Here is a 26,373-nt window from a genome sequence, read left to right as displayed (position 1 = left end):
GCCAGCAGCGCAATGAGGAGAGAACTGTCATGCTCAAGGACACAGCCATCGCCGCCGTCCTTCCCGCGAAGGACGTGAGCAGGGCGAAGGATTTTTACCGGGACAAGCTGGGACTGGAGCCCGTGGAACCCGCTGACGACAACGTGATGTACGAGTGCGGCAACGGAACCAGGTTCATGGTGTACCAAACTGAAAACGCGGGCAGCGCCAAGAACACCCAGATGGGCTGGGTGACGGACGACGTCGAGCGGGACGTTCAGGAATTGCGGGGCCGCGGCGTCGTATTCGAAGAGTACGATTTCCCCGGTTTGAAGACCGAGAACGGCGTTGCCACATCGGACGCAGGCAAGGCCGCCTGGTTCCTGGACAGTGAGGGAAATATTCTGAGCCTCTTCGAGCGCCCGTAGCTCCGGAGCAGGGTTAGCCGGAAAACCGGAAAGGGGCTGGAACCACGGTGTTCCGCCCCTTTCCGCCTATTCCGCGACCCCCGGGCAGTGGAAGGAATTTCAGCTGCCTCGCGACGCTCCGGCCCTCTGCGCTTGGCAGAGCAGAAGGCCCCCAATGGAGAGGATTGAAGAAACTATGAATTGATCAATTCCTCAATCACGAGTCTTGCCCACGGCCGCCCAGCCCGTCAAGGGCCCGAACCCTTAGTGCCCAAAACGAGACTTTTCGATGCCTACGAGACCGGCCGCCTGCGATCAGCCGGCTCCGCGCCCCGCCACCGTCTCGCTGGAAACTTCAGCCAAGGTCAGGCTCCGCTCCCGGGCCTGGATCAGGAGCCCGGCCAGGGCGGCCTCCGAGCTGCTGCCGGTCCGGGCGCTGACCGAACGCACTGCGTTGGTTATCAGGGCACGCCTTTCCAGGGACTCCTCAAGCACTGCAACGGACTCGTCCGTCAGGATGTCCTCACCGGCAGGGCCTGCGCCCGACGCGCCGATGCCGGCCAGTCGGCTCACGTCAGTGGCAGCCTGGGCATTCAAGACCGACTCGGCAGCGGAGAGGAGGTCCGCAATCTCGGGAAAGGACAGCCAGTACCACAGCCGCCCACCGGAACGGCGCCCGGTCACCAGGTGCTGGGCACGAAGCTGCGCCAGTTGACCGGCCAGGTGCGACGGCTTCAGCCCCGTGGCCGAGCAGAGGTCCGCCACCAACGCCGGGCCCGCCGCGAGCACGGCAAGAATCCGGACCCTGGCGGGATGCGCCAGCGCCTTGAACAACTCCGCTTCAGCGGCCGCTGCCCATTCCGCGGGTCCTGACGGTCCCACCACCACTGCTCCTAACTGCCGTTAACCGTATTATCGGCCAGAACACCTCGAGAAGCTCGGTTTTTGTGTACCCAGGATTCCGGTTTCTGCATAAATCGTTGCCATTCAAGAGCCTCCACCCCTCGCGGCGCGCGCCCTTCGCTGAAATAATTAGTGCTAATACGTTCGACGCCGAAGTCTGCCACCGGGACGCCTCGCCGCGGACCCAAGAAAGGAACGAACGCGCATGCCTGCCTCAACAGCCACTTTTGCCCGGCGCGGCGTCTTTCCCCTGTGCCGTTCTGGCCCGCGCGGGCCATCCGGCCATGTCTTAGCCAGGCCCTGATGCCAGCCGACCTGCCCCTCGCGGACGAACTGGCTGCCCTTACCGTCCGGATCGCCGACCTGTTACTGACGCATGAGACCGTCGACGAAGCGGTTTCGGCGCTCGCCCAGGCCCTCAAGGAAAGCGTTCCGGGTGCCTTGGGGGCAGGCGCCAGCCTGATGGATACGCGCGGCCGGCGCACCAGCACCGCCGCCACTGATCCCACCATCCTGCAGGCAGACCAGCTCCAGTATGATCTCAGGCAGGGACCGTGCCTGACTGCGTGGGCCCAGCAGGCGACCGTGAAGATGGTGGACAGCCGCACCGACCACCGCTGGCCCGCCTGGACGCGGGCCATCACCGATCTGCCGTTGCGCTCGGCGATCAGCACGCCGCTGTCCACTCCCGACGGCGCCATCGGTGCGCTGAAGGTTTACTCCCCCATTCCCGACGGCTTCGATTCGAAGGCCATCCGCCTGATCGAACTGCTCGCACGCCCTGCCGCCCTGATGCTTGCGAACGCCCAGGCACGCGACGCTGCAGAGCGCCTCAGCGACGGGCTCATCGGAGCGCTCGGCGCCCGCGACGCCATCGGAACGGCAACCGGGATCATCATGGAGCGCCTCCACGTCAGCCACGACAAGGCGCTCGCCACCCTTATCAGTGCCTCCCGCCGGCGCGAGGTAGCGCTGCACCAGCTCTCCCGGGACATCATCGCCGGCGGCGAGCTGTAACTGGCCGTCACCTAAGCGCCTTCTGCAGCGCTCCGCTGCGGGCCGCGACGGCCCGCGAATGGGGGTTGCCGCCGTCGGCAATTAGCTCATTCCGCAGGTTCGACGCCGGCGCGACCACGTGCGGCTACAGCATTTTCCTCGCCTGCGCAATTTTGGCGCGCGGGGCAATTCCAAGGAAAATAGCGAGTCAGCACACAATGCACCGCCCCGTTAACTTCAGGAGACACAGAACCATGACTAACACCATTGCCCCGGGTGCCGGCCTGATCGCCGCCCCGACCACAGCCATGACCGCTTTGGACGACCTGGACCTCACGCCGCAGGGGCTGGCTGATGCCCCGGCGAACGAGCTGGATCCGGACACCCTCGTGCACCCCGGCCCCTAGCCCGCTCAGGTTCCGCAGAAGGTCCGGTAGGGACCAAAGGTTTCCGGCGCCGCCTCTGCATAACGTTCGACGCCGGGACGCTCGTTATAGGGGTCCGTCACCGCTTCCAGCAACAGCCGGAGCGGCCCGAGGTCACCGTTGGTTGCAGCGTCGAGTGCTTCCTCAACGAGGTGGTTGCGGGGCACATACGCCGGGTTGACCCGGTCCATCATGTCCGCGTCCGGGTTCAGTGCCCGCCAGCGTTCGGCCCAGGCAAGGAAAGCGTCCGGCTCAGGGAAGATGGTGCGGATCGGCTCGCCCTGGCCGCGGGCTGCGGTTCCAAGGCGCCGGAAGAACGATGTGTAGTCGACGCGTCCCTCCTGCAGAAGCCCGAGCAGTTCGTCAATCAGGGGCGAAGCCACGTCGTCAGCGATGCTGCTGTCCAGTCCGAGCTTCGCCTTCATGCCAGCCAGCCAGGCTGCGCTGTACTGCCGGCGGAAGGCTCCCAGCGACTCCTGTGCCAGCGCGACAGCCCGCTCCTCGTCGTCGTCGAACAGGGGAAGGAGCGCCTCCGCCAGGCGGGTCAGATTCCACTCCGCCACCACCGGCTGGTTCGCGTAAGCGTAACGTCCGTTCTCGTCGATCGAACTGTAGACGGTGGCGGGATCAAACGCGTCCATGAAGGCGCACGGACCGTAGTCAATGGTCTCCCCCGAGATAGCCATGTTGTCCGTGTTCATCACGCCGTGAATGAAGCCCACCAGCATCCACTTAGCCACCAGCGAAGCCTGCGCAGAGATCACTGCCTCGAACAGGGCGAGATACGGATTGTCCGCCTCCGCCGCATCGGGATAGTGCCGGGCGATCGCATGGTCGGCGAGGCGGCGCAGGAGTTCGATGTCACCGGCGACCCGGGCGTACTGGAAACTGCCCACGCGCAGATGGCTGCTCGCGATGCGCGTGAGTACGGCTCCCGGCAACTCAGTCTCCCGCTGGACGGAACGCGCGGTGGCCACCACGGCGAGGGACCGGGTGGTGGGGATACCCAGGGCGTGCATCGCCTCACTGACGACATATTCACGCAGCATCGGCCCCACGACCGCGAAGCCGTCGCCACCGCGGGCGAAGGGTGTGCGGCCGGAGCCTTTCAGGTGAATGTCGCGGAGGCGGCCGCCGACGTCGGCTATCTCACCGAGCAGCAGCGCACGGCCGTCACCCAGCCTCGGGGAAAACCCGCCAAACTGGTGGCCGGAGTATGCCTGCGCAACTGGAGTGGCGCCGTCGGGCACCTCATTGCCGATCAGCAGAGGCAGTCCTTCCGGGCTCCTTAGGAACTCCGGGTCAAAGCCCAGTTCGGCGGCCAGCGGCTCGTTCAGGACGAGCAGCCGCGGGTCAGGAACCTCCTCCGCCTTCCAGGGAATGGCCATCTCGGCAAGCTCCGTGGCGAAGCGGCTTTCAAAGGTGACGGTTGATGGGGCTGCTGCACTCATCTATCAAGCCTACGGCGCTCGCTCATTCATCAAAATAAGTGGACAAAACGGAACCGCCACAATCGGGCCGTTCCCGGACGGCCGGCCATCAGAAACGCCGAGCCGGCGCCCTCCTGCGGCGGCTCGTCAGCGATTCCGCCACGCCGATCAGTGCTACAGCCGCGACGACGGCAACGACGAACCCCAGGACGTTCAGTTCGAACATGTCGCCGGTACCTAGCAGACTGGCCACAGCTCCGCCAATGACGGAACCTGCAAGGCCCAGGAGCAGGGTGGCGATGATTCCCAGGTTCTGCCTCCCGGGCTTGATGAGACGGGCAAGGGCTCCGATAACGAGCCCGGCGATGATAAATCCAATCACGTCAACGTCCTTTCTGTCGGCATCGAACAATTTTCAACTCATGTAGGAAGTGTACTTACTATTCGATGGTAACCATGCTTACTATTGCTGAGTGCTGGTTCATCAACAGCAGCTAACCCTCAAAGGAAAGAGAGCAATGATGACCGAGAACCCATACGGCACCGAAGCGGAAACCACAGGCTTGGGCAGTACCGGAGCAGGAACCGCGGGCTTCGGCACTACCGGATTGAGCAGCACTGACGCCGGTACCACCGGCTACGCGGGCACCACCGGTTATCAGGGCGACGACTCCTCGAAGAAGGACGTGGCGAAGGAGGAGGCCGCGAATGTCGCTGGCCAGGCCGCCGGCGCTGCCCAGAACGTGGCCGGGACCGCGAAGGCCGAGGCGAAGAACGTCGCCTCCGAAGCGAAGAACAGCGCCCGGGATCTGCTGCATCAGGCGAAGTCGGACCTGACCAGCCAGGCAGGCACGCAACAGACCAAGGCCGCCGAAGGCATCCGCACCATCTCCTCGCAGCTGCGCTCCATGGCAGAAGCGCCGGACCAGCAGGGCGTGGCCTCGGACCTGATCCGGCAGGCCGCAGAACGCTCCGAATCTGTGGCGTCCTGGCTGGACAACCGGGACCCGGGCTCGCTGCTGGACGAGGTGAAGTCCTTCGCCCGCCAGCGTCCCGGCACCTTCCTGCTCCTGGCAGCGGGCGCAGGCCTCCTGGCCGGGCGCCTGGGCCGCAGCCTGCAGGCCGGCGCCCCCGAAACGGGAACCACAGCCGGCATCGCGTCGTCCCAGCCCGCCCGCCTTTCCACAACGGAGAGCACCGTCACGGCGGGCAGAGGCGGGCCCTTCTATGACCAGGCAAGCCTGACGGAACCCGCCCTTGCCGAACCGAGCATCTCGGGCACAGGTCCGGCTTCGACACAGACACTTCCCACTGGTCCATCAGCAGGAACGCTGCGGGACATTGATAATCCCTACGTTGAGGGTGGGGGTCGTCCCCTGTGAGCAGCCAGATACCTGACACCCCTCCCACGGAGGCGCACGCCAAGGCCGACACCACCTCCCTCGGTGACCTCCTCGGCGAGGTCACCCGGGACCTGTCCACCCTGATCCGGCAGGAAATCGAACTCGCCAAAGCCGAACTGAAACAGTCCGGCACCCGCGCCGGCAAAGGCGGCGGCATGCTCGCCGGCGCCGGCGTCGCCGGGCACTTCGTGCTCCTGTTCCTCTCCATCGCCCTCTGGTACGCCCTTGGCGAGCTCATGGGCCTGGGCTGGTCCGCCGTCGTCGTCGCCGTCATCTGGGGCATCATCGCCGCGATCCTCGCCTCCGTCGGGCGCAAGGAACTCAAAGCCATCAAAGGCATGCCCCAAACCATGGAGACAGCCAAGGAAATCCCGCCCACCCTCAAACCGAACGGAGACCACCGATGAGTGAGAACCCGGACGCCATCCGCGCCGACATCGAAGCAACCCGCGCCCGCCTCGGCACCAACGTGGACGCCGTCGCCGACAAAGTCACCCCGTCCAACATCGTCCACCGCCAGACGGACAAGGTGAAGGATGCCGTCTTCGGAGTAAAGGAGAAAGTCATGGGCACCGCAGAACACGCCACGCACAGCACCTCCGGCAGCCTCCACAACGCCGCCCACACCACCAGCGGCGGGGTCCACCAGGCCACCGACGCCGCCGGCAACGCCCTCCACGGCGCCGGCGAAGCGATCGCCGACGCACCGCACCAGGTCGCCGCGAAAACCCAGGGCAACCCCCTCGCCGCCGGGCTGATCGCGTTCGGCGCCGGGCTGCTCGTCTCCTCACTGATTCCGCCGAGCCAGAAGGAACGCGAAGCCGCCGACGCCCTCAAGACCGCTGCCGAACCGGTCACCACCCAGCTGACCGAGGCCGCCAAGGACATGGCCCAGGGCTGGAAGGAACCCGCCCAGGACGCCATGGAAAACGTCAAAGCCACCGCCACCGACGCCGCCCAACACGTCAAGGACGAAGGCCAAACCGCCGCCTCCGACGTCAAGGCCACCGCCACGGACGCCAAGGACCACGTCCAAAACACGTGAGCCGGCATGAGCCTGGCTCATTCGGCAGGACCGGAACCCTGGCCAACGCACCGGCTCCTCAGCATCGCTGCCCGTCTGGATGAACTGCGGATCAACCGCAACCTCACGCATCTGGGCCTAACCAAGGGGTCGCTGGATGTGCTGGAGGCGGTGGCGGACCTCGCGCCCGTCTCCGTCTCCGATCTGGCCGCCCTGCTCTGTGTTAGCAAGCAAAGCCTGGGCAGGGTGATCCGCCGCCTTCAGGGACTGGGCTTCCTGAGCAGGGAACGCAGCGATGACCGGCGCTATACCGACATCCGGCTCACGAACGATGGCCGGAAGGTACTGGCCGCCGCGGAGGCCTTGGTCCGGGAGCTCACGCAGAGCAGGCCGGACACAGAGTCCGCCCTGCGACTCGACCTGGAACGCTACATCCGCGACCTGCGGATGTAGCGTTCCGCTCTGTCCAGCCATTGCGGAACCGGGATCTTCACTACTTGCTGTCAAGCCCACCAAAACCACCCGCTGGCTGCGCCGTTGCCGCCTGCAAGGAGAACCATGAAAAGACCAAAACCGCGCGGTCCCGTCAGCGCTGAGCTCATCGAGCTCCTGACCGGGGAGCCAGGAACCGAGATGGCAGCACAGTCAGAACTGCTCGGGCTCGTCTCCGAAACTGCGAGACTCGCGGACGACATCCTCACTGACGACGATCTCCAGCTCGCACTGTTTTGCCTCTACGAACTGCACTATGGAGGCCTGGAGGGAGTGGATGACGCGTGGGAATGGGAGCCCGGGCTGATCGCCGTTCGCCGGCTTCTGGAAGAACCGTTCGAACAGGCCTTGCGCTCCGCCGCGCTCGTGGCCGCAGGGCACCCGGCAGACGGTAAGAACGCAGCCGCGGCGGGCAAACCGGACAGCGACGCGGTGGCGGACATGCTGTTTGCTCTGGCTGCCCAGGACAGCGGCCCCAGCCTCTCGCGTTACGTGGCCAAGAAGGCGACGGTTGAACAGCTGGCGGAGTTCCTCATTCAGAAATCCGTCTACCAGCTCAAGGAAGCCGACCCCCACACCTGGGCGATCCCGAGGTTGGCCGGGCGGCCCAAGGCCGCCCTGGTGGAGATCCAGGCGGATGAGTATGGAGGCGGCCGCCCGCACCGGATGCACAGTGCACTCTTCGCCCGGACCATGCACGGGCTGGGACTCAACACCAGCTACGGCAGCTACGTGGACGCTGTTCCAGCCGTGGCCCTCGCCTCAGTGAACATGATGTCCCTGTTCGGCCTGAACCGCCGGCTGCGCGGCGCGATCACGGGCCACCTCGCGATCTACGAGATGACATCGTCCCGCCCCAACCACCTGTACGCCATGGGCTTCCGCCGCCACGGCTTCGGCGCCGACGTCACGGAATACTTCGACGAACACGTCGAAGCCGACGCCGTCCACGAGCAGATCGCAGGCCGGGACCTCGCAGGAGGGCTCGCCGAGGCGGAACCCCAACTCCTCGATGACATCCTGTTCGGTGCGACGGCTGCCCTTGCCATCGACGCCCGTCTCACCGCGCACATTATAGAAGCGTGGGAAGACGGCAGATCTTCGCTGCGCACTTCCTTGACCGCGGCGGCATGACAAAAGCGGCACAAGCAGGTCCGCGTCCGGACACGGAGTACATTCTGCCCCTGCGCTGGACCGAGGATTCCGGGATGGAGGAGCTGGCGGAATACATTGCAGAGCTCTGCACCTGGACCCCGGTCACCGTGGTGGATGGCTCCCCCGCCCCGCTGTTCGCCCGGCACAGGACCCTGTTCCCGCCGTCGGTCCGGCACATCCCACCGAAGCCCAACGACGGCGGCTCCGGGGGCGGCAACGGCAAAGTGGCCGCAGTCCTCACAGCAGTACGCCTGAGCAGGGCGGAACGGCTGGTGATCGCCGACGACGACGTCCGCTACACACGTGAGGGGCTGGCCGCGGCATTCGCCGCCCTTGACGACGCCGAACTGGTCCGCCCGCAGAATTACTTCACCCCGCTGCCCTGGCACGCACGCTGGGACACATCCAGGACCCTCATCAACCGGGCATTCGGCGGGGACTACCCCGGCACGCTGGCAGTTCGCCGGTCCGCACTGGCAGCCACGGACGGCTATGCGGGCGTGCTCTTTGAGAACCTGGAGCTCATCCGGACCGTCACTGCTGCCGGCGGCCGTGAAAAGCAGATGCCGGCATTGCTGGTGGCCCGGAGGCCGCCCACCGCACGCCACTTCTTCAGGCAACGTATCCGGCAGGCCTATGACGACTTTGCGCAGCCCGCACGGCTGTTCGCCGAGCTTGCCGTGCTGCCCGTCCTGGCAGTGGTGCTGGCGCAACGGCGAGTACCGCGTGCCCTTGTGGTCCTCGCACTGGCCGGTACCGCTGTCGGCATCGCGGAACGCGGAAGAAGACGCGACGGCGGCAGGGCTGCGTTTCCGCCAAGCACCGCCTGGTTTGCCCCGCTGTGGCTTTTTGAACGAGCAGTGTGCATCTGGATGGCCCTTGCTCTGCGGGCCGGGGGCGGGGTTCCCTATGCGGGCGTCAGGATCAAAACGGCCGCCCATTCCCCGGCCGCGCTCAGGCTCAGGCACCAAGGCAAAATTCGGCCGGTCCAAAAGGCCCACAACCAGAATGGAACACAACATGGATCATGAGACCAAGCAGCCAGGCGACCCCAGCTCCGTGGTGCTCTGCCCGGACGGGCCAATCCTGATCCGAGGCGACTTCGAAATAGTCACCCCGTCCGGCGACCCGGTACCCCGGCATCGGAACACGGTTGCCCTGTGCCGCTGCGGCGCCTCCGCCATCAAGCCGTACTGCGACGGTTCCCACAAGCTGATCAAGTTCCGCACCGGCATTCCCAGCACTGTGGATGAGGACAGCTGATGTAGTTCCGGCGGATAGGGAGTAGGCTCAAAAGTGAAGGCGAAGCGATCATCAGCATCCTGCTGAAGGTCGTGATCCACCTGTTCGTCACGTCGTTGGCCGTGGAGGCAAACCAGTCCACGATCGTTACCGGACCTCAAATCAGGCCGGAGAAATGGACCGGGCAACCCGGCTCCACGTGGATCGGGGCATTTCATGGCCGCTGGCCAGCCGCCGACGTCCGGGCAAAATCCCGCACCAACGCTCGAGCAGTTGCAGGACCTACTGCTCGAAAGCCCGGGGTTTGACGAGTTCCTCCTTGAGCTGACCGTTTTCTCGGCGTCGAAGCTCGCAGCACCCGAACCGATGCTGTGTGCGATTTCGGTCGAGCGCGACGGGCGGCCGGCCACCGTGGCCAGCAGCAGCGACACCGCCAAGCAGATGGATGAGAAACAGTACGGGTTCAACGACGGCCCCTGCCTGACGGCATTGAGGGAAGACCGCACCGTTCTGGTCGAAGACCTCAGAACATCCAAGAGATGGCACCGTTACTCACAGGCGGTGACGGGCGAAGGCGTTGTGTCAATCCTCGCCGTTCCAATCGATGCAGGGGCCAACGCAGCGGCAGCCTTGAACTGTTATGCCCTGAGCACGTCCACCTTTGGCGCAGCGACCATAGCGGCAGTGGAATCGTACGGCGTGTCTCTGTCCCGCATTCTCCGCCTGGCGCTTCGGGTACACCGCTCCGGGGTGCATCCGGAAGGATTGCACGGCGCCCTGCAATCAAGGGCAGCAGTCGACGCCGCCCTTAGCCTCGTCATGGCCCAGACCCGCGTCAGCCGTGAGGAAGCAGCCAAACTTCTCCATGAAATGGCGCGGTCCAGCAAACAAGAGCTAAGGCAGATCGCGACGGACATCCTCAATGGTGCGGAGCTCCCGGATCGGCGATACCGTGATGGCGAGGCGGACCAGTAGGTCCAAGGCCTGGGTAGAGGTCCGGGACTATTATGGAGAGCACCTGCCGAATAACTCCCCAAAAGGGATGTTCACAACACTGATGACATGTGAGGCCACCCGTGACGCGGAAGCACCCAATGGCAGGCGAACTGCCCGAGATCTTCGCGCGGGTCGCGGGGCTGCTGCTGACGGAGCCAGTGGTAGACCGGGCTGTGGCCAACCTGGCTCAAGCGGCCCACGAAAGCCTGCCCGGCAGCGTCGGTGCGGGTGGCACACTCATCGATGCCCAAGGCCGGCCGACGAGCACGGCCTCCACAAACAACCTCGTGAAGCAGGCGGACCGCCTACAGTACGACCTCGGGGAGGGACCTTGCCTCACGGCCTGGGCAAGCGCCCAAACCGTGCGGGTAGACGATCTTCGCTTCGACCAGCGCTGGCCGGAATGGGCCCGGGCCAGCGCCCCTCTCGGTTTGCTGTCCTGCATCAGTGTCCCACTCCTGGTGCCGGACGTGACCGGAAGCGGCGCGCTTGAGCCCATCGGAGCCCTGAAAGTCTACGCGGACAGGGCACACGCCTTCGATGCACGCAGCGAACAGGTCCTGTCACTCCTTGCTGGACCCGCTGCACTCATCCTGTCCAACCTCCAGACCAGGGAACGCGCCGCACAACTTAGCGAATCACTTAAGGGCGCACTGCATAGCCGGAGCCTCATCGACATGGCCAAGGGCGCCCTCATGGAACGGCTGCAGGTGAATGAAAGGGACGCCTTGCAGGTCATGACTAACCGCGCACGCACGGAAAACCTCCGGCTCAGCGTAGTGGCCCTGGGGATCATCGAACCTGCAGCGGACCTCGGTTCCCAAGCCCCATGACCGAGGAGCTTGATGGAGAGGCGCAAAGAGACCGGACGGCCCGCGCATTCCGGCGGTCCGACCTTGATGTCGACGAACTGTGGATGCACTACTTCAGCATCGGCGGCGATGCAGGGGCAATGGAGATCGAGGCCTACCTCCACGGCTCATACATGCTGCGCCCCATCCAACGGGACCTCCTTGACCACGCCCTCTATGAACTGGGCGATTCCTTCGGTGACTGAGCAGTTCGCCCCGCGGGTGGCAGCAAAAGCCGCACCGCTCCGCCGTCGGGAGTTTGAGGGAGTTGGATCAGCGCGGCTGGGCAGGGTTCGTGGGGACGCCCTGGGAAGGCGGATTGATCGGCGGTCCTGACGTTGCCGGAGTTACCTTCGATCCGCCCTGGGCCTCGCTGACTTCCGGGGTGGGCGGTGCGGTGGATCCGCCGGGTTCGACGCCGGATTTGAGGGCCTCCAAGCGGTGCTCCAGTATCTGCACGACCGGAAGCCTGTTGCCGTGCGCCCGCTCGTACTCCAACAGCTGACCCACGCCGCCCTCGTCGAGTCCCGAGATCCGGGACGGCAAGGTTCCGCTGGGAATGTGGTCGTAGTCGGCAAGCGGCAGTTCATCGTGTCCAGGAATATCGTTCATCGAAGCAACCTCCTAAAACAACAGCCTGCACCGCCAACAAGGGACGGCAGGCAACGGTCGGTCATGCCAAAATAGCAGTGATCCGGCGCCAGCATAAGTCAGCCGCTTCTGATCGCAAGCGCAGCCAGGCCCCGCCTATGGAGCAGCCAGCCGCCAGCGGTTAGCAGCAGGCTGACAGCCAGGAACCCCATGTCCCAGACCAGGGGGCCTCCCAGATCATCCCGGACGTGGTGGACCTGGAGCAGCTGGTGATCCACGAGGCCTTCCACGACGTTGAAGATCCCCCAACCGGCGAGCACCAGGCCGAAATGAAAGCTCCAGTTAGGTGCCAGCCTCCCCTGGCGCCACGCGCTGATGGTGACGACGGACGCTGCAAGGACCAGCAGCCACATCACGAGGTGGAAAAACCCGTCCACGAGTGTGTTCACCTCCAGTCCGGCCACCGTGTTTACCGGGTGATCGCGGGTGTTGCTCACCATGTGGTGCCACTGCAGGATCTGGTGCAGGACGATGCCGTCCACGAAGCCGCCAAGGCCCAGCCCGAAGAGAATGCCCCCAGCCTTCGACGGGGGAATTCCGGCTGCTCCGCGAAGGTGTCCCTGTCTGGCCATAGGCGTACGCTACCCCTACGCCAGGGGGGAGCAAAGGCCCGGAGCCGCCAACCGAACGCGCTCTTCCGGCAGCCCGCCTTGATGGGTAATCTGAAGAGATCAGCAGCCTGTTTTCTTCGAGCGGGCCGATGATGGTGGCTCGTGCAGGAGGGCTGTCAGCTCCACCGGCGGCTGGCCCATGCGACACTGGGCCGCAGGCCTCTTTCCCCTAGGAACTGCATTGAATCTTTCAATGAAAAGGCCAGGCATCCCTCCAGCCGGCAGGCTTCTGAGAACCTTCGGCGTCGAAGAGGAATTCCTGCTCGTGGACCCCATCACAGGGCAGCCCGTACCTGCGGCGGAACTGTCACTGCAACTTCATGCGCGACGCCCACCGTCCGGCAAGGCGCCAGCTTTGGCCTTAGAGGTGAAGCAGGAGCAACTGGAGGTTGTTGGCCCCGTCTGTTCCACCCTGCAAGAGATGGCGGAGGCCATCCGCGCGGGCCGAACGCTGGCTGATGAGGCCGCCCGGTCGATGGGCGCACGAGCGGTGGCGCTCGCCACCAGCCCCATACCCGTCCTTCCGACCCTCGTGCCCGATCCCCGTTACCTGAACATGGCAACCCGATTCGGGTTGACCCTGAGGGAGCAACTCACCTGTGGCTTGCATGTCCACGTCCATGTCACGTCAGGAGAGGAAGGGGTGGCTGTCCTGGATCGGATCCGTGTCTGGCTGCCTGTGCTGCTGGCGCTGAGCACCAATTCCCCGTTCTGGCAGGGAAGCGACAGCGGCTACGCTAGCTTCCGCTACCAAGCATGGAACCGGTGGCCGACGGCGGGACCTTGCGAACGGTTCGGATCCGAACGGGCGTATCGCCGTCACGTCCAGTCGCTGCTCGCCACCGGTGTCCTCCTCGACGAGGGAATGGTGTACTTCGATGCGCGGCTCTCCCGCAACCATCCGACGGTTGAGGTGCGCATTGCGGACGTCTGCATGGACGCCGGGCATGCGACGGCAATAGCGGCCATTGTTCGGGCACTCGTGGAACGGGCGTCCCAGGACTGGCGGGCCGGTATTTCGGCGCCGCGCCTGTCCGCCGCGCAACTGCGCCTGGCGGTGTGGAAGGCCAGCGAGGCGGGAGTGGAAGGCACGCTTCTGCATCCGCTGCTGAACATGCCATGCCCGGCCACCGAAGCTGTGCAGGCCCTCCTGACGTATGTCCGCCCCGCTCTCGCCGCCAGCGGGGACGAGGAGCAGGTCACCCTGGGACTGGCCCGGATCCTCACTTCCGGGACAGGCGCACAACGACAACGCAAAACGATGATGAACAGCCAGAGCCTAACCGCGGTGGTGATGGAGGCCATCGACTGCACGCACGGGACGGCCGACACCGCGCGTCGCCGGTCCCGGCGCCTCCCAGCCAGCTGATTGACTTCGACAGGAGCACCGATGGACATCGACGACGGCGTTCGTAACTATGTCGACGCCCACACTCCCCTCCTCCTGGAGCGGCTGACCGAGTGGGTCCGCATACCGTCGGTGGCAGGCGTTCCCGAGCGCAAACACAACCTGACCCGGTCAGCCAACTGGCTGGCCGGAGAACTGCGCGACGTTGGGTTCCCCACAACGGAGATCTGGGAGGGGGCAGAGGGTCCTGCGGTCTTCGCCGAATGGTCCAGCGCTCCGGGTGCCCCCACCGTTCTTATCTACAGCCACCATGACGTCCGCGCCGTCAAAGAAGAGAACTGGGACCAGACCTCCCCGTTCGACCCCGTAACGCGGGACGGTCGCCTCTACGGCCGTGGAAGTTCGGATGCCAAGGGCCAGGTGCTGGCACACATCTGGGGCCTCCGCGGCTACCTTCACGCTACGGGGCGCACGGCACCGGCCGTGAACCTGAAGGTGATCGTCGAAGGGGAGGAAGAGGCGGGATCCCCGGGACTGGCAGACATTCTTCGGGAGAACCGGTCCCGGCTGGATGCGGACGTGGTGATCTTCTCCGACACACTGCTGTGGCGGGCCGACCATCCGGCCCTCTGTACCAGCATCCGCGGCATGCTCGGTGCGCGGCTCGAGATCTACGGTCCGCTCACTGACATTCACAGCGGCGCGGTGTCCGGCACCGCACCCAACCCCGCATTCGAGCTCAGCAGCGTGCTTGCGCAGCTGCATGACCAGAAAGGTAGGATCACGCTCCCGGGCTTCTACGACGACGTCGAGGAGATTTCCCCGCGCCGCCGCGCCGAACTGGCGGCGCTCCCGTTCGACCCCGAGGACTGGCTGGAGCGTTCCCATACCCGCAGCATCGGCGGCGAGGAGGGCTACACCGTTCCGGAGCGGCTGTGGGAGCGTCCCGCCGTCGAAGTCATTGCGATGGCGGCCGGTGACCCCATCGGCGTCGCCCGCGCCGCGGTTCCGTCGATGGCGTCGGCTGACCTCAGCATCCGCACCGTCTCCGGGCAGAAAGTGAATGAAGTCGCTGACCAGCTCCGGCGCTGGGTTGCCGCGACCATCAGTGACCGCTATGCCTACGAGCTGTCGGTGGAAACCGAGACCGCCCAGGAAGCCTACCGAACCCCGGACTGCGTATTTGTTGAGGCCCTTTCAGCGGCAATGGCAAAGGGGTTCGGGGCAAGCAACGTGGGACGAATGGGAAACGCAGGTGGCGGACCCGCTGACCTTCTCGCCTCCGCCCTGAATGTCCCGGTGGTCTTTTTCGGGACCGGGCTGGTGGAGGACAACTGGCACGACAGCGACGAAAGCGTGAACATCGACGTTTTGAAGGCCGGCGCAGCGACGCTGGCCTTCCTGTGGGACGAACTCGGGCGGCAGGACTAAGGGCACGTGCTCCGGAACGAAAGAAGCCGGTTCCTTCCAAGACGGCAACAAATGAAGGCGACTGCGCAGCTTCGCCTACCGGTACAGCGAAGGCCGGGCCGCCCACTGGCTGGTCCTCCTCGCAGCGGACCACGTGAACGCGTGGGAGAGCCATTTGGCGTGGATGGGACAGCTTGACGGCGCGCGCAGCACGGACTAAACAATAAGTAGCCTTAGTAATTGTTGACGTCCTGCACGAGGAGGAATTGCCATGAGTGACAAGCCGGGTAACCAAACGCCGGACACCCCGGAGGTCAGCGAGACCGAGCTGCGCGAGATGAAGGTGGATGAACTCCGCCAGGAGGCCAGGGATGAAAACATCAGCGGGGCCTCCGGCATGCGCAAGGAGGAGCTGGTGAAGGAGGTTGCCAACGCCCGGTCCGAAGGCGCCGGCAACAACGACGGCGGTGCTGACGCCGACGCTCTGGGTGCCGGACCCGAAGGCGGCAAGATCCGGCACGGCGACGCATCATCCAGCTCGTTGAAGTATTCGCAGGAGGTCACGTCCACGGAGGACGAACCCGAACGGGAAGGCCGCAGCCTGGCCACAACCCACCACGAGGTGATCAGGCAGTGGGCTGACGAACGCGGCGGAGTTCCGGCCACGGTAGAAGGCACCGAGCATGGCGACCACCTGGGCGTTCTGCGCATCGATTTTGGCGGCGAGGACAGCAACCTGCGCCGCGTCAGCTGGGAGGAATGGTTCAAAACGTTTGACGGGCGCCGCCTCAATTTCATTTACCAGGAGCAGCGCACTGACGGAACGCAGTCCAACTTCTTCCGGCTCGAGAACCCCGAACGTGAAGACGCATAGGGGTGTCGGCGGCCTGCAGTTTGGGCTCCTCACCCTGCTGGCGCTGTCGGGGGGCGTACTTTCGGGGTGCGCCCCGGAGGGAACGGCGGCTGCAGAGGCAGCTGAAGCGTTCCACCGGGACGTGGCCGGTTCCGACATGACGGCGGCGTGCTCGCTGCTCCAGTCCAAGACGCGGGAGGAGACCGCCCGCTCCGGTGATGCGGGCACCTGCGAGGGCCAGCTGGAAAAGGCCCAATTCACTGACCCGGGAAAACTGCTGGGCACCGAGCAGTTCGGCCGTAACGCCTTCGTGGAGTTCGAGAACGACACCGTCTTCCTGGCTGCCTCCGACGCGGGCTGGAAAATAACAGGCGCCGGCTGCACCCCCAACGGGGAAGAAGCACCGTACACCTGCGAAGTGGGAGGCAAATAGAATGCGCTGGAGCTTTGCCCTGTATCTCATCCTGATCTTCGGCGGACTGGCCTACATGGCGGCCATCGGACTTGTTCGGGGATAGGCGGACCGTGAAAAAAGCGCTCAGAAACAACGGCCTCAGCCTCTTCTTCGGCCTGATCTTCCTCCTGGCCCTACTGGGCCAGGCGCTCACCGGCCACGCACTATTCAATGAGGAGCAGGTGGCCTCCGGGCTGGAGGAAATCACCTTCGCGCAGTACCTGGTGTCGTCGAACTTTGCCGTGGACGTCTCGGAAAACTGGCAGTCCGAGTACCTGCAGTTCCTGCTGTACATCTTCGCGACCATCTGGCTGGTGCAGAAGGGGTCCCCGGAGTCCAAGGAACTGAATGAGCCCGGCCCGGAGTCGGACAAGGAACAGCTCGTGGGCGAGTACAGCAACGCCAAGTCCCCGAAGTGGGCCCGCGTCTCCGGCTGGCGCCGGACCCTCTACTCCAACTCGCTGGGACTCACCATGGGGCTGATTTTCATCCTGTCCTGGCTGGTCCAGTCGATTGCCGGCAACAGCAACTACAACCAGGAACAGATCCAGAACTTCCAGCAGCCGGCCAGTTGGGGCGAGTACATCGCATCGCCGGAGTTCTGGAACCGCACCCTGCAGAACTGGCAGTCCGAGTTCCTGGCCGTCGGTTCCATGGTTGTCCTGTCGATCTACCTCCGCCAGCGCGGCTCACCGGAGTCCAAGCCCGTGGGCTCGGCGCACGACGACACAGGCACGACTGGCTAGCGCCGCTCACAGCCCGTCGACCGCCCAGCCCTCCTGGTAGTCCGGGTGGTCCTTGTAGACTGCCGCGAGGGACATCAGGACATACTCGCTCGTGGTGCCAATCGCGGAGGCGACATCGGTGACCAGCGGGACATTGCCCAGAATCACCCGTTTGGCCGCGCATTCTGAAAGCACGCGCCCGGGATTGAACCAGCCGACGACGGGCCCCGCCGATCCCTCCATCTCCAGTCCCCGCCGGGCATCCGCCTCGTCCTCGGCGATCCGCGCTTCCAGAAAATCGATCAGGTCGGCCATGTGAAGCCCCTCGCATTATTCTCGTGTGGATGGATGGTGCCAGTGGTCTGGACCGTCGCCGCGCTGGAGTAACGTCAGGCGTCCTCCTTCGGGCGGTGCCGTCTCTGCGGAGCGAGCGGAACAACCACCACCGGCCGGGTCTGCCGGTGCGTGAGGTGGACCGCCACCGACCCGAGCAGTAACTGCTCCAGCCGCGCGCCAACCCTGCCTTCGCGCGTGCCCACCACAATGACCGAGGCATCCGCCGAATCGGCCAGCCGCGCCAGCGCCCGCGCGGGTTCCCCAACAAGGGTCAGGAGCGACCAGCGGATCCCGGCTTTGCCGAGGACAGCCTGCAGGTGCTCCCTCAGGTGGGCGCTCGTTTGCTCGGCGTCGTCGACGGTTCCCGCCTGCCCCGCCGACTGGAGCAGGTCCTGATCGTCCCGCTCGTTGCTGAGGTAGGAGGTGATGTCCACATAGGCACAGATGAGCTTGACGTTCAGGGAGTAGGCCAACCGGGCGGCGCTTTGCACGACGGCGGGCGGCTGCCCGGGCACGACGCCTGCCACCACCGGGCCGGCAATCCGCTGGGGGACGAATGCGTCCTCCCCGCCCGGGGAACCGGCTTTCCTTGCTGGCTCATTCACGAGTGATGCCATTCCACACTGTCCTCACGGCAGATCGGGGTGACTCTCAGTTGCCAGCCTACTAGGACACACTGGCACCGGTGGGCAACCTGATGGAGGATGGGCGCATGGCGGAACGTGGAGGTCGAATGCAGTTTGCTGTTGCCGGCTGGCTCTTCGGGTCCGTCAGCGTAGTCCTGGGCCTGGCAATCCACGCCGTGTCCGGCCATCCCGTGCCTGCGGCGCCGATCGTCGTCGCCACCGCCGCGCTGCTGAGCCTGGCCGGCGCAGTGGCCACCCGCGTCGGCGTTCCGAACTGGGCCCTGCTGGTGCTGGCCGGGGCGGGACAGCAGACCGTTCACTGGGCTTTCGCATTCTTTTCCAACCCCTTGGCCACCACAACCCTGGCTGGCCACGGACATGCAGCCGCAGCACAGTTCACCGGTCCCGGCCTGCTGCTGGCCGGCGTGCCAACCCAACCCCTGCACGTGTTGCTGTACGCACACGTTGCGGCCGCGCTGCTGACATTTCTGCTGGTTCAGCGGCTGAAAACATCGGACCCGAAGCGGTTCAGCCCGGGTGCCGCGGCGTACCCCAGATAGGGCAGGCCGAAGGTGTCCTCGATGCTGGCCAGCAGGCTGTAGTGGTTGTACAACCGGTCCGAGGTGGCGCCCGCCCTGGCCAGCGGTGACAGCACCAGCGCCCCGATACGTCCGCCCGCTGCTCCCCCGGGCAGCGCAGCATCCGCTCGTTCCTTCCCCTCCGCCTCGTCGAAGGTGATGACCAGCATCCCGTCCTGCTTGTACGCCGGGGAGGCCAGGATCTCCGGAACATGCTCACGAAGCCATGCGTCCGCCGTCACCAGACCACCCTCCCGCCCGTCAACGCACGGGCTGTCGTGCCCGTCATTGCACAGGTTGGGGCTGATGTAGGCCAGGTTCGGTGTGGTCGCCACGGTTTGGAGGTCGGCGGCGAGGTTTGAGAAGTCGACGTCGTTGGCCTGGCACTCGGGCGACGACGTGATCCCGGCAAAGTAAACGAATGGATTGTGCCGGGTGGCGTACTGGCGGCCCTCCTGCGCAGCATGGTTCGAATCCCGGGCGCCCGGCTCCGGATGCAGGCACGGGGTGCCCATATCCTCCATGTACCCCTTCCAGGTTTTCCCTTCCGCGCTCAACTGGCCGGCGACCGTCTGAACGGACTCGGGGTACACGCAGCCGCGGCCCTTCGCCTGGCCCAGCGGTGCTGTGCCGCTCGAGTCAAACGGCTCATAGTCCGGGCAGTCGCCCTTGGTGGCGGGGTTTGGGCGCTGTCCCGAAATCTGGGCGATGTAGTTGGGCAGGGAGGAGTGCCCGACCGCGTAATACCGGCTCAGCAGCACACCCTGCGGGCGCAGGGTCTGTGACAGGTACTTTGCGTCCGACTGGTCGTCCCAGACATCCCGGAAGGACTTGTTCTCCAGGTTGATCACGAACACGTGCCCCGGCCTTGCCGCTGTCGGCGTTGGACCAGTTCCGCAGGCAGCAAGCCCGGTGAGGGCGGCCACCGCCAGCAGGGCACCCGGGAGGCCCCACCTGTGAATCAGAGCAGCTCGCATTGGATCCTGCCTTCTGCAGCAGCGTTGGTTCGCGGTTCCAGCTCCATAAGTCCCAGCTCCCTAGGTCCCCGCTCCATGGTGGCACCGCTGTCCCGGAAGCAACATGAAAGAAAGCTGGGAGTTGTTTGGGAGGGCGCACCATGATCCTCCGGAATGCGGGCTGGCTCACGTGTTAAGTTGAATTGGTGGGACAGACCTGTCCTGCGCGCCAGCCTGAGAGAGCCAACACGTGGAATCGCCTTCGCCAGTCCGAATCCTGACCGTCTGCACGGGCAACATCTGCCGTTCCCCTGTGGCGGAACGCCTGCTCCAGGCCGGCCTTGACCAGGTGCTCCCCGGTGGCTTCGAGGTGCGCAGTGCCGGAACCCGCGCCCTGGTGGGCGACCCCGTCCAGCCGCTCTCCGCGGACATTATCCACACCTTCGGCGGCACGGCGGAGGGCTTCACGGCACGCCAACTGTCGGGCAAGATTCTTCGGAACGTGGACCTGGTCCTCACCATGACGTCGGGGCACCGGGGCGAAGTGCTGCAGCTGGATGCCTCGCTGCTGAAGCGCACCTTCACCATCCGCGAGTTTGCCAGGATGCTCGATGTCCTGGAGGAACGTGAGGACCAGGCGCCCCGGAGCGGCGGCCTCAACGGGGAACGGCTCGCGGCCAACACCAAGCTGTGGCGCAAGCTTCCCGCCCGGGCAGCATCCGTGAGGCACCTCGCCCTGGCCCCGGACGCCGCGGACAACGACGTCGTCGACCCCTACCGTCGAAGCGACGAATACTACCGGCAGATGGAAGACGAACTGGCCCCGGCGATCATCTCCATCCTGCGTTTCGCCCGGCTGAACGCGCCCTCCTAAAACCGGCCGACCGCCGTCGTTCTCTCGGGCGGCTTTTGGTGGTACCGTCCGATCATGAAATCCCGGAACAGTCCGGGAGCAGGGGCCAACGGCGACCCCGCTCCAGGCGCCAATGGCGGCGCCAAACCCAAGCGGACCATACGCAACGTAGTCTTGGCAGGACTGCTCGGGATTGCATTGGTGGCCGGCGGCTTCCTGTTCAATCTGGCACAAATCTGGAATACCCAGACCGCCAAGACGGAGATCAGCGCGGCCCCGGAAAGCCCCCCGCAGACAGCCACCTCCACTCCCTCGCCCAGCAAGCCGGTGAAGCCGGCGCCAAAACCGGTGAAGCCGCCACCCCCGCCCACGCTGCCCATGAACATCCTGCTCATCGGCAGCGATCACCGTAAAGGTGACGCCCCCACGCCCAACGGCCTGCCGAACCAGCGCTCGGACGTCCTGATTCTGGTGCACCTCGCGGCCGACGGCAGACACGCCTACGGCATCTCGCTCATGCGCGACCTGTGGGTTCCGATCCCCGGGTACGGTGAAGCCAAGATCAACGCCTCGCTCGAGCAGGGCGGTATGCCGCTCGCCGTGAAAACAGTCGAATCCCTGTTCGGGCAGAAGATCCAGCACTCCGTCATGATTGATTTTGAAGGCTTCAGGGGAATCACCGAGGCGCTCGGCGGTGTGGATGTGAACGTCCGGGAGGCCTTCACCTCCACGCACGACACGCACCAGCATTTTCCCGCCGGAGTGAACCGGCTCAAGGGCCAGCGCGCCCTCGAATTCGTCCGCGAACGCTACGCGTTTGCTGACGGTGACTTCCAGCGCGTCGAGAACCAGCAGCTTTTCCTGCGCTCCACGCTGGGCAAGTTGCTCTCGGCCCGCACCCTGGCGAACCCGGTCACGCTCTATAAGCTGGTCAGCACGGCGTCCAAGTACATTACGGTGGACAAGGGCCTCAATGCTGCGGCCCTGGCCAGCCTCGCCTACAGCCTGCGGAATGTCCGGGTGGAGGACGCGGTCTCCTTCACGCTTCCGACGGCGGGATTTGGGACCAGCACAGACGGGCAGTCGATCATCCTGCCGGACTATGGCGCCATGGCCCAGGTTGGAGCGGCGCTGGGCAAGGACAGGATGGGGCAGTACGCCGCCACGCTGGGGAAGTGAGACGCCTGGAAATTGAGACGCTTGGAATAAGGGGAAATCGATGAGAAAACTGTTGTGGATCATCGTTGCCGTCGCGGTGGCGTTTTTGGTCGTGGGCGCCGTCGTCAAGGCGGTGGCCTTCCTGCTGTGGGTGGCGCCGGTCCTCCTGCTGGCAGCCGTGCTGGTGTTCTTCCTCAACCGCTCGGGCGGCCGACGCATCCCCTGACGCTTCCTCAGGTCCTGCCGCTTATTTCCCAATGCTTCCTCAGGTCCTGCACGTTTCGGCCCAACGCTTCCTCACATACCGCCTGCGGAAGCGTGCCGAAATGTGCGACGAGACCTGAGGAAGCGTGCCGGGTGGAGGCGAGGTGGTTACTCTGCTGACATTCCGGGTACGGCACTAGTAACGTGGAAAATTCGCAGGCCTAGGCTGAACGGGAGTGCAATCGTGGGACAGAACGGAACCTCCGCTGACGGAACGCACAAGGATGCCCCAGTACCCGCTGCCTGGACCGCCGGCGCCGTGGAACTCATCCTGATCCGGCACGGCGAGAGCCAGGGCAACGTGGCCGCCACCGACGCGACGGTTTCCGGCGCCGAGGTGATCGCTGTTCCCGCCCGTGATGCCGACGTCGAGCTTTCCTCCACAGGGCGGGAGCAGGTGACGGCCCTGGGCCGCGCATTGGCTGGGGTCCCGGAGGACCGGCGGCCCGACGTCGTCATCTCCTCCCCGTACATGCGCGCCTACCAGACGGCAGAGATCGCCGTGGAGACGGCGGGCTGGCCCGTCCCCGTCCGCTCGGACGAACGCCTCCGCGACCGCGAACTGGGCATCCTTGACATGCTCACCGCCTTTGGCGTTGAAACCCGGCTTCCCCAGGAAGCAGAACGACGGCGGTGGCTGGGCAAGTTCTATTACCGCCCTCCGGGCGGGGAATCCTGGGCGGACGTGGCACTGCGGCTTCGCTCCGTGATCGGGGAACTGAACGCGTTGGGCAGCGGCCACCGGGTGATGCTGGTCTGCCACGACGCCGTCGTCATGCTGTTCCGCTACATCCTCGAAGGCATGTCCGAACGGGAACTGCTGGACGTGGCAGCCAGCACTCCGGTCCTGAATGCGTCCCTGACCCGCTATGTACGGCCGGAGGGTGTGGGCGCGTGGACGCTGGAGAGCTTCAACGTGGCCGACCACCTCATGGAGCAGGGCGTCGAAGTAACCGAACATGCCGGGGACGCGAATGTCCACCCGCGCTGAGCCTGCCAAGGCGTCTGCCGCCGACAGTGCCGCCGGCACGGCCACCACCCTGATCACGCCGACGCTGCTGCGGAGCTGGCCGCTGCCTTCGGCGGGATCCGACAAATACTCCCGCGGCGCGGTGCTGGTCATCGGCGGCGGGAGGCGCACTCCAGGTGCGGCATTGCTCGCCGGCACAGCCGCTCTACGCGCCGGAGCCGGCCGCGTGACCCTGGCCGTAGCGGAGTCAGTCGCCGTTCAACTGGCGGTGACGCTGCCGGAGGCAGGGGTGATCGGACTGCCGGAATCCGCAGGCGGTTCCGTGGGTGATGCCGGGCTGGAAAACGTGCTCGCGGACTTCGATGCCGCAGATGCAGTCCTGCTCGGCCCGGGGCTGGACGACATCGAACAGACCGAGGCGCTCCTCCGCGGGCTGCTGCGGCATGAGTCCTCCCGGGATCCGGGTGATGCTCCGACGGTTGTGCTCGATGCCTACGCCCTGGGCGCCCTCCCCCGACTGCTTGACGAACTGAGCCCGTGGGCGGGGCGGCTGATCCTCACGCCCAACCCCACCGAGGCCGGGATACTGCTGGGCCGGGATATCGGGGATTTGGCGGCCGACGTCGTCGAACTCGCCCGGACGTACCGCGCGGTGGTGAGCTGCCAGGGCGTGATTGCCCGGCCGCCCGGCACCGGTTCTCATGGCGCCGGCAACCCCGACGGCGGTTCTCCCGACGGCGGCACATCCGGCGCTGACGGCCCGGATACCGGAGACCACTGGGAAATCACCACCGGATACGGCGGGCTAGGGACTTCCGGCAGCGGCGACATCTTGGCGGGTGCCATTGCCGGGCTCCGCGCGCGGGGCACCAGCGACGCCCAAGCCGCCTGCTGGGGCACGCACCTTCACGCCGCGGCAGGCGACAGGCTCGCCAGCCGGGTGGGCAGCCTGGGCTATCTGGCTCGGGAACTGGCTGACGAACTGCCCCCGCTCATGATGGAACTGGCCACGTAGCAGAGGCCGGCCGGGCGGGGCTCACCTTATCGTTTTCAGGATGGACCGGAGGGACGCCGCGGCCTTGGTGGCTGCGGCCTGCGGCTCGGCCCGGCCCGCCACAACTTCGCTGACGGCATTCGCTATTGGCAATTCGGTCATGGCAGCACCGGCAAGGTCGCCGTGACCCTGGACAATCCCCCAGTGCTCCAGGTCCCCGGACCCCTGCAGCACGGTGGAGAGAACGTCCTTCCCGTAGACGCTGCCAAACCGCTCAGTCCTTCCGGTTGCCACGGGAATGGACATCCAGGCATCCGCGTACTCGGCGGGACTTGCAGCGCTGCCCGCGCGCACCGGAACCCGCTCCTCCGGGGCAATTGCAAGCCACTCGGCATAGCCGTCGGTCAGGAAGTACTCCACGAAGCGGCGGGCAGGCTCGACGTCCGAATCAGCTGTCACGGTCCACGAGCTCACTTCACCGAAGTGGGCCGGCCGCTGCCCGTCGGGCCCCTGGAGACCGGCAACTACCCCGGTGTTCCGCGCCAGGAAGAGCGGGTCCTTGGTGCACTCGGGGCAGCTGGGCCGCGCGTCGACGCGCGTGCCTGCCAGCTCATCCAGCATGTGCGTGGGCCAAATCGCCATGGCGGCCTTGCCCGCAAAGTATGCGGTCCGCACCGTATCAACGTCCTGGGTGCCGGTCACGGAGTAGTTCGTGAGCATGTCCCGGTAGAAGCCGAGTGCCGACACGCACTGCGGGCTGTCAAACGTGACCCGGCCCGCAGCATCCACCATCTCGCAGCCGTTTCCCTGCGCAATGTGTTCAAAGGACTGCTGGGTGAAAGCCTGCCCGGTCTTGTTGGCCGCGACAATTCCGGCGAGCGCCGGGGAATCCAGTTTCCTCGCCGCGGCAAGGATGTCCGCGTACGTCCGGGGCGCCTTCAAGCCGGCCGTGGCGAACAGGTCCTTGCGGTAGTAAATGAGCTGCTGCCAGGCGGAGTCGGGAACGGCCAGCTGCCGGCCGCCGTCGCGCGTCAGTTCGAGCGCCCGGGCGTTCCACGTTTGTTCCCCAAGGCTTTGCACTATGGCGGCGTTGGTCGTGAAGTCGATGTGGCCGGCAGCTGCCACGGTCCGCACCTGCCCCAGAGACAGGGAAGCCATGACATCCGGAAGGTCGCCGGAGCCCGCCGATGATGTCAGGACCTGGTTGAAGCGGTGCGGCGGCACGCCCACAAGGTCAGCCTTCACTCCGGTGGCGGCGGTAAAACCGTCGATGATGACGCGAAGCTTGGCCATGCGGTCCGGAAGCGTCTCGGTGGTCCAGACTGTGATGTTGTGGTGGTCGGAGTCTTGGGCGGGCACGGGTGGTCCGTTGCCGGGGGTGCACGACACCAATAAGGCCGCCATCAAGGACATTGCCGCTAGAACGGCCACCTGGACTTGGCCTCTGGTCCTTTTCACCTGGCGCTCCTGCCATAGGGTGCCCACGGTATGGAAGCGCGCAGGACGTTTGGGCGACCCTGCGCACCACTGGGAGACCTGAGAACAGCGTATCCAATTGCTGCCCGGCTGTCAGCAGGAATCAACCCACGCGGGGCGCGCCAAGGGGCGGCCGGCGGCTGTTCCGGCGGCGTCTCCGCGGTTGGGGGTGCTATTGCCCGGCCCGGCAGGGCGGGAGTATTTTAAGCGTGGGATTGAGCTCAAGCAGCAGGGCACCGATGCCCCCTTACCAGGAGCCCGTCAATGACGACTATCTCCAACGCCCAACTGCCCGGCGAAGCGCAGCGTCCCTCCGGCGACCCCTTGTGGTGTTCCGAGTGCCAGACGGATGAACACCTGATCGTTGAATCGATCGAGGCCCTTCATCCCCCTCAGGACGGTTTAGTGGACGTGTCCTACACCTGCGTCGAATGCGACAACTTCTATGCCCACCCGGCCGGCGTCCACGACGTGGCAGGTGTGTTGAACCGTCACGGCCAGATGATGGGGGTGCTGCAATTCGGCGGCGAATACTTCCACTGCGGCGCGCCGATGACGTCGCTCAGCTCGGGAACCAGCAGCATCGCCGGCTCAGAGCTGGGCCGGCACCGCACCATCCACGACGTGCATCTGCCCACCCGGCTGCTGCACTGCGCCTGCGGGTTCCAGATGGAAGTGCCTGACTGAACAAGGACCCGGCACTGACCGCAACACCCGAGTTTTTGTACAGATAATGGGCGCTAGCTGCCACTTTGGAGCCATTATCTGTACAAAAACTCGGGGGCTGAGTGGCAGGGAGCGGCGGCA

Annotated in this window: 34 protein-coding genes; 25 read left to right on the top strand and 9 right to left on the bottom strand. The window is 65.5% G+C overall.

All coding sequences use genetic code 11. The annotated features are described in order from the left end of the window. Window positions 1-29: 29 nt before the first annotated feature. On the top strand, window positions 30-407 hold the full coding sequence (locus CXZ05_RS06315; protein ID WP_102971762.1) for a VOC family protein: 378 nt from the start codon (window positions 30-32) through the stop codon (window positions 405-407). 294 nt (window positions 408-701) lie between these two features. Here the strand turns inward: CXZ05_RS06315 and CXZ05_RS06310 are convergent, their stop codons facing one another. Next, the gene (locus CXZ05_RS06310) at window positions 702-1,268 is read right to left on the bottom strand and encodes a helix-turn-helix transcriptional regulator (RefSeq protein ID WP_180987296.1); all 567 of its coding nucleotides are present in this window, start codon (window positions 1,266-1,268) and stop codon (window positions 702-704) included. A 324-nt stretch (window positions 1,269-1,592) separates the two neighbouring features. Between CXZ05_RS06310 and CXZ05_RS06305 the strand changes: the two genes are divergently transcribed. Continuing rightward, complete coding sequence (locus CXZ05_RS06305) at window positions 1,593-2,306, top strand: GAF and ANTAR domain-containing protein (protein WP_102971760.1); 714 nt, start codon at window positions 1,593-1,595, stop codon at window positions 2,304-2,306. Window positions 2,307-2,539: 233 nt separating this feature from the next. Then, entirely contained in the window at window positions 2,540-2,692 is a 153-nt protein-coding gene (locus CXZ05_RS23040; RefSeq protein WP_180987295.1) for a hypothetical protein, read from the top strand. A gap of 5 nt (window positions 2,693-2,697) precedes the next feature. Here CXZ05_RS23040 and CXZ05_RS06300 read toward each other — a convergent pair whose 3' ends face one another. Then, a complete protein-coding gene (locus CXZ05_RS06300) occupies window positions 2,698-4,161 on the bottom strand; it encodes a YdiU family protein (RefSeq protein WP_102971759.1) in 1,464 nt (487 codons plus the stop codon). 88 nt (window positions 4,162-4,249) lie between these two features. After that, window positions 4,250-4,522, bottom strand: a complete 273-nt coding sequence (locus CXZ05_RS06295; RefSeq protein WP_102971910.1) for a GlsB/YeaQ/YmgE family stress response membrane protein — start codon at window positions 4,520-4,522, stop codon at window positions 4,250-4,252. Between the two features lie 139 nt (window positions 4,523-4,661). Between CXZ05_RS06295 and CXZ05_RS23350 the strand changes: the two genes are divergently transcribed. The 10 genes from CXZ05_RS23350 to CXZ05_RS06240 all read left to right on the top strand — a co-directional run bounded on the left by CXZ05_RS23350 (window position 4,662) and on the right by CXZ05_RS06240 (window position 11,509). Beyond that, the gene (locus CXZ05_RS23350) at window positions 4,662-5,522 is read left to right on the top strand and encodes a hypothetical protein (RefSeq protein ID WP_258006469.1); all 861 of its coding nucleotides are present in this window, start codon (window positions 4,662-4,664) and stop codon (window positions 5,520-5,522) included. After that, a complete protein-coding gene (locus CXZ05_RS06280; protein ID WP_102971758.1) occupies window positions 5,519-5,950 on the top strand; it encodes a phage holin family protein in 432 nt (143 codons plus the stop codon). The genes CXZ05_RS23350 and CXZ05_RS06280 overlap by 4 nt, the downstream gene beginning before the upstream one ends. Continuing rightward, window positions 5,947-6,588, top strand: coding sequence for a DUF3618 domain-containing protein (locus CXZ05_RS06275; protein WP_102971757.1), 642 nt, complete (start codon window positions 5,947-5,949; stop codon window positions 6,586-6,588). Before CXZ05_RS06280 ends, CXZ05_RS06275 begins: the two co-directional genes overlap by 4 nt. A 6-nt stretch (window positions 6,589-6,594) precedes the next feature. Further along, entirely contained in the window at window positions 6,595-7,020 is a 426-nt protein-coding gene (locus CXZ05_RS06270) for a MarR family winged helix-turn-helix transcriptional regulator (protein WP_102971756.1), read from the top strand. 105 nt (window positions 7,021-7,125) lie between these two features. After that, window positions 7,126-8,193 carry an iron-containing redox enzyme family protein gene (locus CXZ05_RS06265; RefSeq protein ID WP_102971755.1) on the top strand — a complete coding sequence of 356 codons (1,068 nt, stop codon included), beginning with the start codon at window positions 7,126-7,128 and terminating at the stop codon, window positions 8,191-8,193. Then, complete coding sequence (locus tag CXZ05_RS06260) at window positions 8,142-9,245, top strand: glycosyltransferase family 2 protein (RefSeq protein WP_180987294.1); 1,104 nt, start codon at window positions 8,142-8,144, stop codon at window positions 9,243-9,245. Before CXZ05_RS06265 ends, CXZ05_RS06260 begins: the two co-directional genes overlap by 52 nt. Then, window positions 9,235-9,477 carry a CDGSH iron-sulfur domain-containing protein gene (locus CXZ05_RS06255; protein WP_102971754.1) on the top strand — a complete coding sequence of 81 codons (243 nt, stop codon included), beginning with the start codon at window positions 9,235-9,237 and terminating at the stop codon, window positions 9,475-9,477. The genes CXZ05_RS06260 and CXZ05_RS06255 overlap by 11 nt, the downstream gene beginning before the upstream one ends. Before the next feature lie 195 nt (window positions 9,478-9,672). Then, window positions 9,673-10,431 (top strand): GAF and ANTAR domain-containing protein, encoded by a 759-nt coding sequence (locus tag CXZ05_RS06250; RefSeq protein ID WP_102971753.1) that lies wholly within the window; start codon window positions 9,673-9,675, stop codon window positions 10,429-10,431. A 119-nt stretch (window positions 10,432-10,550) separates the two neighbouring features. After that, a complete protein-coding gene (locus CXZ05_RS06245; RefSeq protein WP_102971752.1) occupies window positions 10,551-11,285 on the top strand; it encodes a GAF and ANTAR domain-containing protein in 735 nt (244 codons plus the stop codon). Further along, window positions 11,282-11,509, top strand: a complete 228-nt coding sequence (locus CXZ05_RS06240) for a hypothetical protein (RefSeq protein WP_102971751.1) — start codon at window positions 11,282-11,284, stop codon at window positions 11,507-11,509. The genes CXZ05_RS06245 and CXZ05_RS06240 overlap by 4 nt, the downstream gene beginning before the upstream one ends. 67 nt (window positions 11,510-11,576) lie before the next feature. On the opposite strand, the gene CXZ05_RS06235 is transcribed toward CXZ05_RS06240, so the two are convergent. Together CXZ05_RS06235 and CXZ05_RS06230 are read right to left on the bottom strand one after the other, a co-directional pair. Then, the gene (locus CXZ05_RS06235) at window positions 11,577-11,915 is read right to left on the bottom strand and encodes a hypothetical protein (RefSeq protein WP_102971750.1); all 339 of its coding nucleotides are present in this window, start codon (window positions 11,913-11,915) and stop codon (window positions 11,577-11,579) included. 98 nt (window positions 11,916-12,013) lie between these two features. Next, entirely contained in the window at window positions 12,014-12,526 is a 513-nt protein-coding gene (locus CXZ05_RS06230) for a DUF2243 domain-containing protein (RefSeq protein WP_102971749.1), read from the bottom strand. A gap of 178 nt (window positions 12,527-12,704) precedes the next feature. Here CXZ05_RS06230 and CXZ05_RS06225 point away from each other — a divergent pair, with 178 nt between their 5' ends. The 5 genes from CXZ05_RS06225 (at window position 12,705) to CXZ05_RS06205 (ending at window position 17,376) form a co-directional block, all read left to right on the top strand. Beyond that, entirely contained in the window at window positions 12,705-13,934 is a 1,230-nt protein-coding gene (locus tag CXZ05_RS06225) for a glutamate--cysteine ligase (RefSeq protein ID WP_308410994.1), read from the top strand. Between the two features lie 21 nt (window positions 13,935-13,955). Next, complete coding sequence (locus tag CXZ05_RS06220) at window positions 13,956-15,344, top strand: M20/M25/M40 family metallo-hydrolase (protein WP_102971747.1); 1,389 nt, start codon at window positions 13,956-13,958, stop codon at window positions 15,342-15,344. Between the two features lie 250 nt (window positions 15,345-15,594). Beyond that, the gene (locus tag CXZ05_RS06215; protein WP_102971746.1) at window positions 15,595-16,197 is read left to right on the top strand and encodes a Rho termination factor N-terminal domain-containing protein; all 603 of its coding nucleotides are present in this window, start codon (window positions 15,595-15,597) and stop codon (window positions 16,195-16,197) included. Further along, entirely contained in the window at window positions 16,184-16,609 is a 426-nt protein-coding gene (locus tag CXZ05_RS06210) for a hypothetical protein (RefSeq protein WP_102971745.1), read from the top strand. The genes CXZ05_RS06215 and CXZ05_RS06210 overlap by 14 nt, the downstream gene beginning before the upstream one ends. Window positions 16,610-16,701: 92 nt before the next feature. Beyond that, window positions 16,702-17,376: a DUF6766 family protein gene (locus tag CXZ05_RS06205; protein ID WP_102971744.1), complete on the top strand. Its 675-nt coding sequence runs from the start codon at window positions 16,702-16,704 to the stop codon at window positions 17,374-17,376. A gap of 6 nt (window positions 17,377-17,382) precedes the next feature. Here the strand turns inward: CXZ05_RS06205 and CXZ05_RS06200 are convergent, their stop codons facing one another. Both CXZ05_RS06200 and CXZ05_RS06195 read right to left on the bottom strand, forming a co-directional pair. Then, window positions 17,383-17,670, bottom strand: a complete 288-nt coding sequence (locus CXZ05_RS06200) for a DUF6221 family protein (protein WP_102971743.1) — start codon at window positions 17,668-17,670, stop codon at window positions 17,383-17,385. Between the two features lie 74 nt (window positions 17,671-17,744). After that, complete coding sequence (locus tag CXZ05_RS06195; protein WP_258006468.1) at window positions 17,745-18,296, bottom strand: universal stress protein; 552 nt, start codon at window positions 18,294-18,296, stop codon at window positions 17,745-17,747. A gap of 128 nt (window positions 18,297-18,424) precedes the next feature. On the opposite strand from CXZ05_RS06195, the gene CXZ05_RS06190 reads away from it, so the two are divergent. Continuing rightward, window positions 18,425-18,877 carry a hypothetical protein gene (locus CXZ05_RS06190; RefSeq protein WP_102971741.1) on the top strand — a complete coding sequence of 151 codons (453 nt, stop codon included), beginning with the start codon at window positions 18,425-18,427 and terminating at the stop codon, window positions 18,875-18,877. Here the strand turns inward: CXZ05_RS06190 and CXZ05_RS06185 are convergent. Continuing rightward, a complete protein-coding gene (locus tag CXZ05_RS06185) occupies window positions 18,814-19,872 on the bottom strand; it encodes an alkaline phosphatase family protein (RefSeq protein WP_102971740.1) in 1,059 nt (352 codons plus the stop codon). The two genes, CXZ05_RS06190 and CXZ05_RS06185, sit on opposite strands and share 64 nt — an antisense overlap. Window positions 19,873-20,101: 229 nt before the next feature. Between CXZ05_RS06185 and CXZ05_RS06180 the strand changes: the two genes are divergently transcribed. From CXZ05_RS06180 to CXZ05_RS06165, 5 genes are all read left to right on the top strand, one after another. Then, a complete protein-coding gene (locus CXZ05_RS06180) occupies window positions 20,102-20,725 on the top strand; it encodes a low molecular weight phosphatase family protein (protein ID WP_102971739.1) in 624 nt (207 codons plus the stop codon). 54 nt (window positions 20,726-20,779) lie between these two features. After that, on the top strand, window positions 20,780-21,883 hold the full coding sequence (locus CXZ05_RS06175) for an LCP family protein (RefSeq protein WP_102971738.1): 1,104 nt from the start codon (window positions 20,780-20,782) through the stop codon (window positions 21,881-21,883). A gap of 40 nt (window positions 21,884-21,923) precedes the next feature. Next, window positions 21,924-22,088 carry a hypothetical protein gene (locus CXZ05_RS23035; protein ID WP_180987293.1) on the top strand — a complete coding sequence of 55 codons (165 nt, stop codon included), beginning with the start codon at window positions 21,924-21,926 and terminating at the stop codon, window positions 22,086-22,088. 222 nt (window positions 22,089-22,310) lie between these two features. Beyond that, entirely contained in the window at window positions 22,311-23,117 is an 807-nt protein-coding gene (locus tag CXZ05_RS06170) for a histidine phosphatase family protein (protein ID WP_374754627.1), read from the top strand. Continuing rightward, window positions 23,101-24,111 (top strand): ADP/ATP-dependent (S)-NAD(P)H-hydrate dehydratase, encoded by a 1,011-nt coding sequence (locus CXZ05_RS06165; RefSeq protein ID WP_180987292.1) that lies wholly within the window; start codon window positions 23,101-23,103, stop codon window positions 24,109-24,111. Before CXZ05_RS06170 ends, CXZ05_RS06165 begins: the two co-directional genes overlap by 17 nt. Before the next feature lie 21 nt (window positions 24,112-24,132). Here CXZ05_RS06165 and CXZ05_RS06160 read toward each other — a convergent pair whose 3' ends face one another. Next, on the bottom strand, window positions 24,133-25,449 hold the full coding sequence (locus CXZ05_RS06160; RefSeq protein WP_258006467.1) for an ABC transporter substrate-binding protein: 1,317 nt from the start codon (window positions 25,447-25,449) through the stop codon (window positions 24,133-24,135). A gap of 381 nt (window positions 25,450-25,830) precedes the next feature. Here CXZ05_RS06160 and CXZ05_RS06155 point away from each other — a divergent pair, with 381 nt between their 5' ends. Continuing rightward, complete coding sequence (locus tag CXZ05_RS06155; RefSeq protein WP_102971737.1) at window positions 25,831-26,253, top strand: hypothetical protein; 423 nt, start codon at window positions 25,831-25,833, stop codon at window positions 26,251-26,253. Window positions 26,254-26,373: the final 120 nt, after the last annotated feature.

The organism is Arthrobacter sp. AFG20, assembly GCF_002892795.1.
Classification (GTDB): domain Bacteria; phylum Actinomycetota; class Actinomycetes; order Actinomycetales; family Micrococcaceae; genus Arthrobacter.
This window is presented reverse-complemented; position numbering and strand designations above follow the sequence as displayed.

Coding starts and splice junctions, on each gene's coding strand:
- CXZ05_RS06315 (WP_102971762.1), top strand. CDS start 30: ATGCTCAAGGACACAGCCATCGCCGCCGTCCTTCCCGCGAAGGACGTG.
- CXZ05_RS06305 (WP_102971760.1), top strand. CDS start 1,593: ATGCCAGCCGACCTGCCCCTCGCGGACGAACTGGCTGCCCTTACCGTC.
- CXZ05_RS23040 (WP_180987295.1), top strand. CDS start 2,540: ATGACTAACACCATTGCCCCGGGTGCCGGCCTGATCGCCGCCCCGACC.
- CXZ05_RS06300 (WP_102971759.1), bottom strand. CDS start 4,161: ATGAGTGCAGCAGCCCCATCAACCGTCACCTTTGAAAGCCGCTTCGCC.
- CXZ05_RS23350 (WP_258006469.1), top strand. CDS start 4,662: ATGACCGAGAACCCATACGGCACCGAAGCGGAAACCACAGGCTTGGGC.
- CXZ05_RS06275 (WP_102971757.1), top strand. CDS start 5,947: ATGAGTGAGAACCCGGACGCCATCCGCGCCGACATCGAAGCAACCCGC.
- CXZ05_RS06270 (WP_102971756.1), top strand. CDS start 6,595: ATGAGCCTGGCTCATTCGGCAGGACCGGAACCCTGGCCAACGCACCGG.
- CXZ05_RS06265 (WP_102971755.1), top strand. CDS start 7,126: ATGAAAAGACCAAAACCGCGCGGTCCCGTCAGCGCTGAGCTCATCGAG.
- CXZ05_RS06255 (WP_102971754.1), top strand. CDS start 9,235: ATGGATCATGAGACCAAGCAGCCAGGCGACCCCAGCTCCGTGGTGCTC.
- CXZ05_RS06250 (WP_102971753.1), top strand. CDS start 9,673: ATGGCCGCTGGCCAGCCGCCGACGTCCGGGCAAAATCCCGCACCAACG.
- CXZ05_RS06245 (WP_102971752.1), top strand. CDS start 10,551: ATGGCAGGCGAACTGCCCGAGATCTTCGCGCGGGTCGCGGGGCTGCTG.
- CXZ05_RS06240 (WP_102971751.1), top strand. CDS start 11,282: ATGACCGAGGAGCTTGATGGAGAGGCGCAAAGAGACCGGACGGCCCGC.
- CXZ05_RS06235 (WP_102971750.1), bottom strand. CDS start 11,915: ATGAACGATATTCCTGGACACGATGAACTGCCGCTTGCCGACTACGAC.
- CXZ05_RS06230 (WP_102971749.1), bottom strand. CDS start 12,526: ATGGCCAGACAGGGACACCTTCGCGGAGCAGCCGGAATTCCCCCGTCG.
- CXZ05_RS06225 (WP_308410994.1), top strand. CDS start 12,705: ATGCGACACTGGGCCGCAGGCCTCTTTCCCCTAGGAACTGCATTGAAT.
- CXZ05_RS06220 (WP_102971747.1), top strand. CDS start 13,956: ATGGACATCGACGACGGCGTTCGTAACTATGTCGACGCCCACACTCCC.
- CXZ05_RS06215 (WP_102971746.1), top strand. CDS start 15,595: ATGAGTGACAAGCCGGGTAACCAAACGCCGGACACCCCGGAGGTCAGC.
- CXZ05_RS06200 (WP_102971743.1), bottom strand. CDS start 17,670: ATGGCCGACCTGATCGATTTTCTGGAAGCGCGGATCGCCGAGGACGAG.
- CXZ05_RS06190 (WP_102971741.1), top strand. CDS start 18,425: ATGCAGTTTGCTGTTGCCGGCTGGCTCTTCGGGTCCGTCAGCGTAGTC.
- CXZ05_RS06185 (WP_102971740.1), bottom strand. CDS start 19,872: ATGCGAGCTGCTCTGATTCACAGGTGGGGCCTCCCGGGTGCCCTGCTG.
- CXZ05_RS06175 (WP_102971738.1), top strand. CDS start 20,780: ATGAAATCCCGGAACAGTCCGGGAGCAGGGGCCAACGGCGACCCCGCT.
- CXZ05_RS23035 (WP_180987293.1), top strand. CDS start 21,924: ATGAGAAAACTGTTGTGGATCATCGTTGCCGTCGCGGTGGCGTTTTTG.
- CXZ05_RS06165 (WP_180987292.1), top strand. CDS start 23,101: ATGTCCACCCGCGCTGAGCCTGCCAAGGCGTCTGCCGCCGACAGTGCC.
- CXZ05_RS06155 (WP_102971737.1), top strand. CDS start 25,831: ATGACGACTATCTCCAACGCCCAACTGCCCGGCGAAGCGCAGCGTCCC.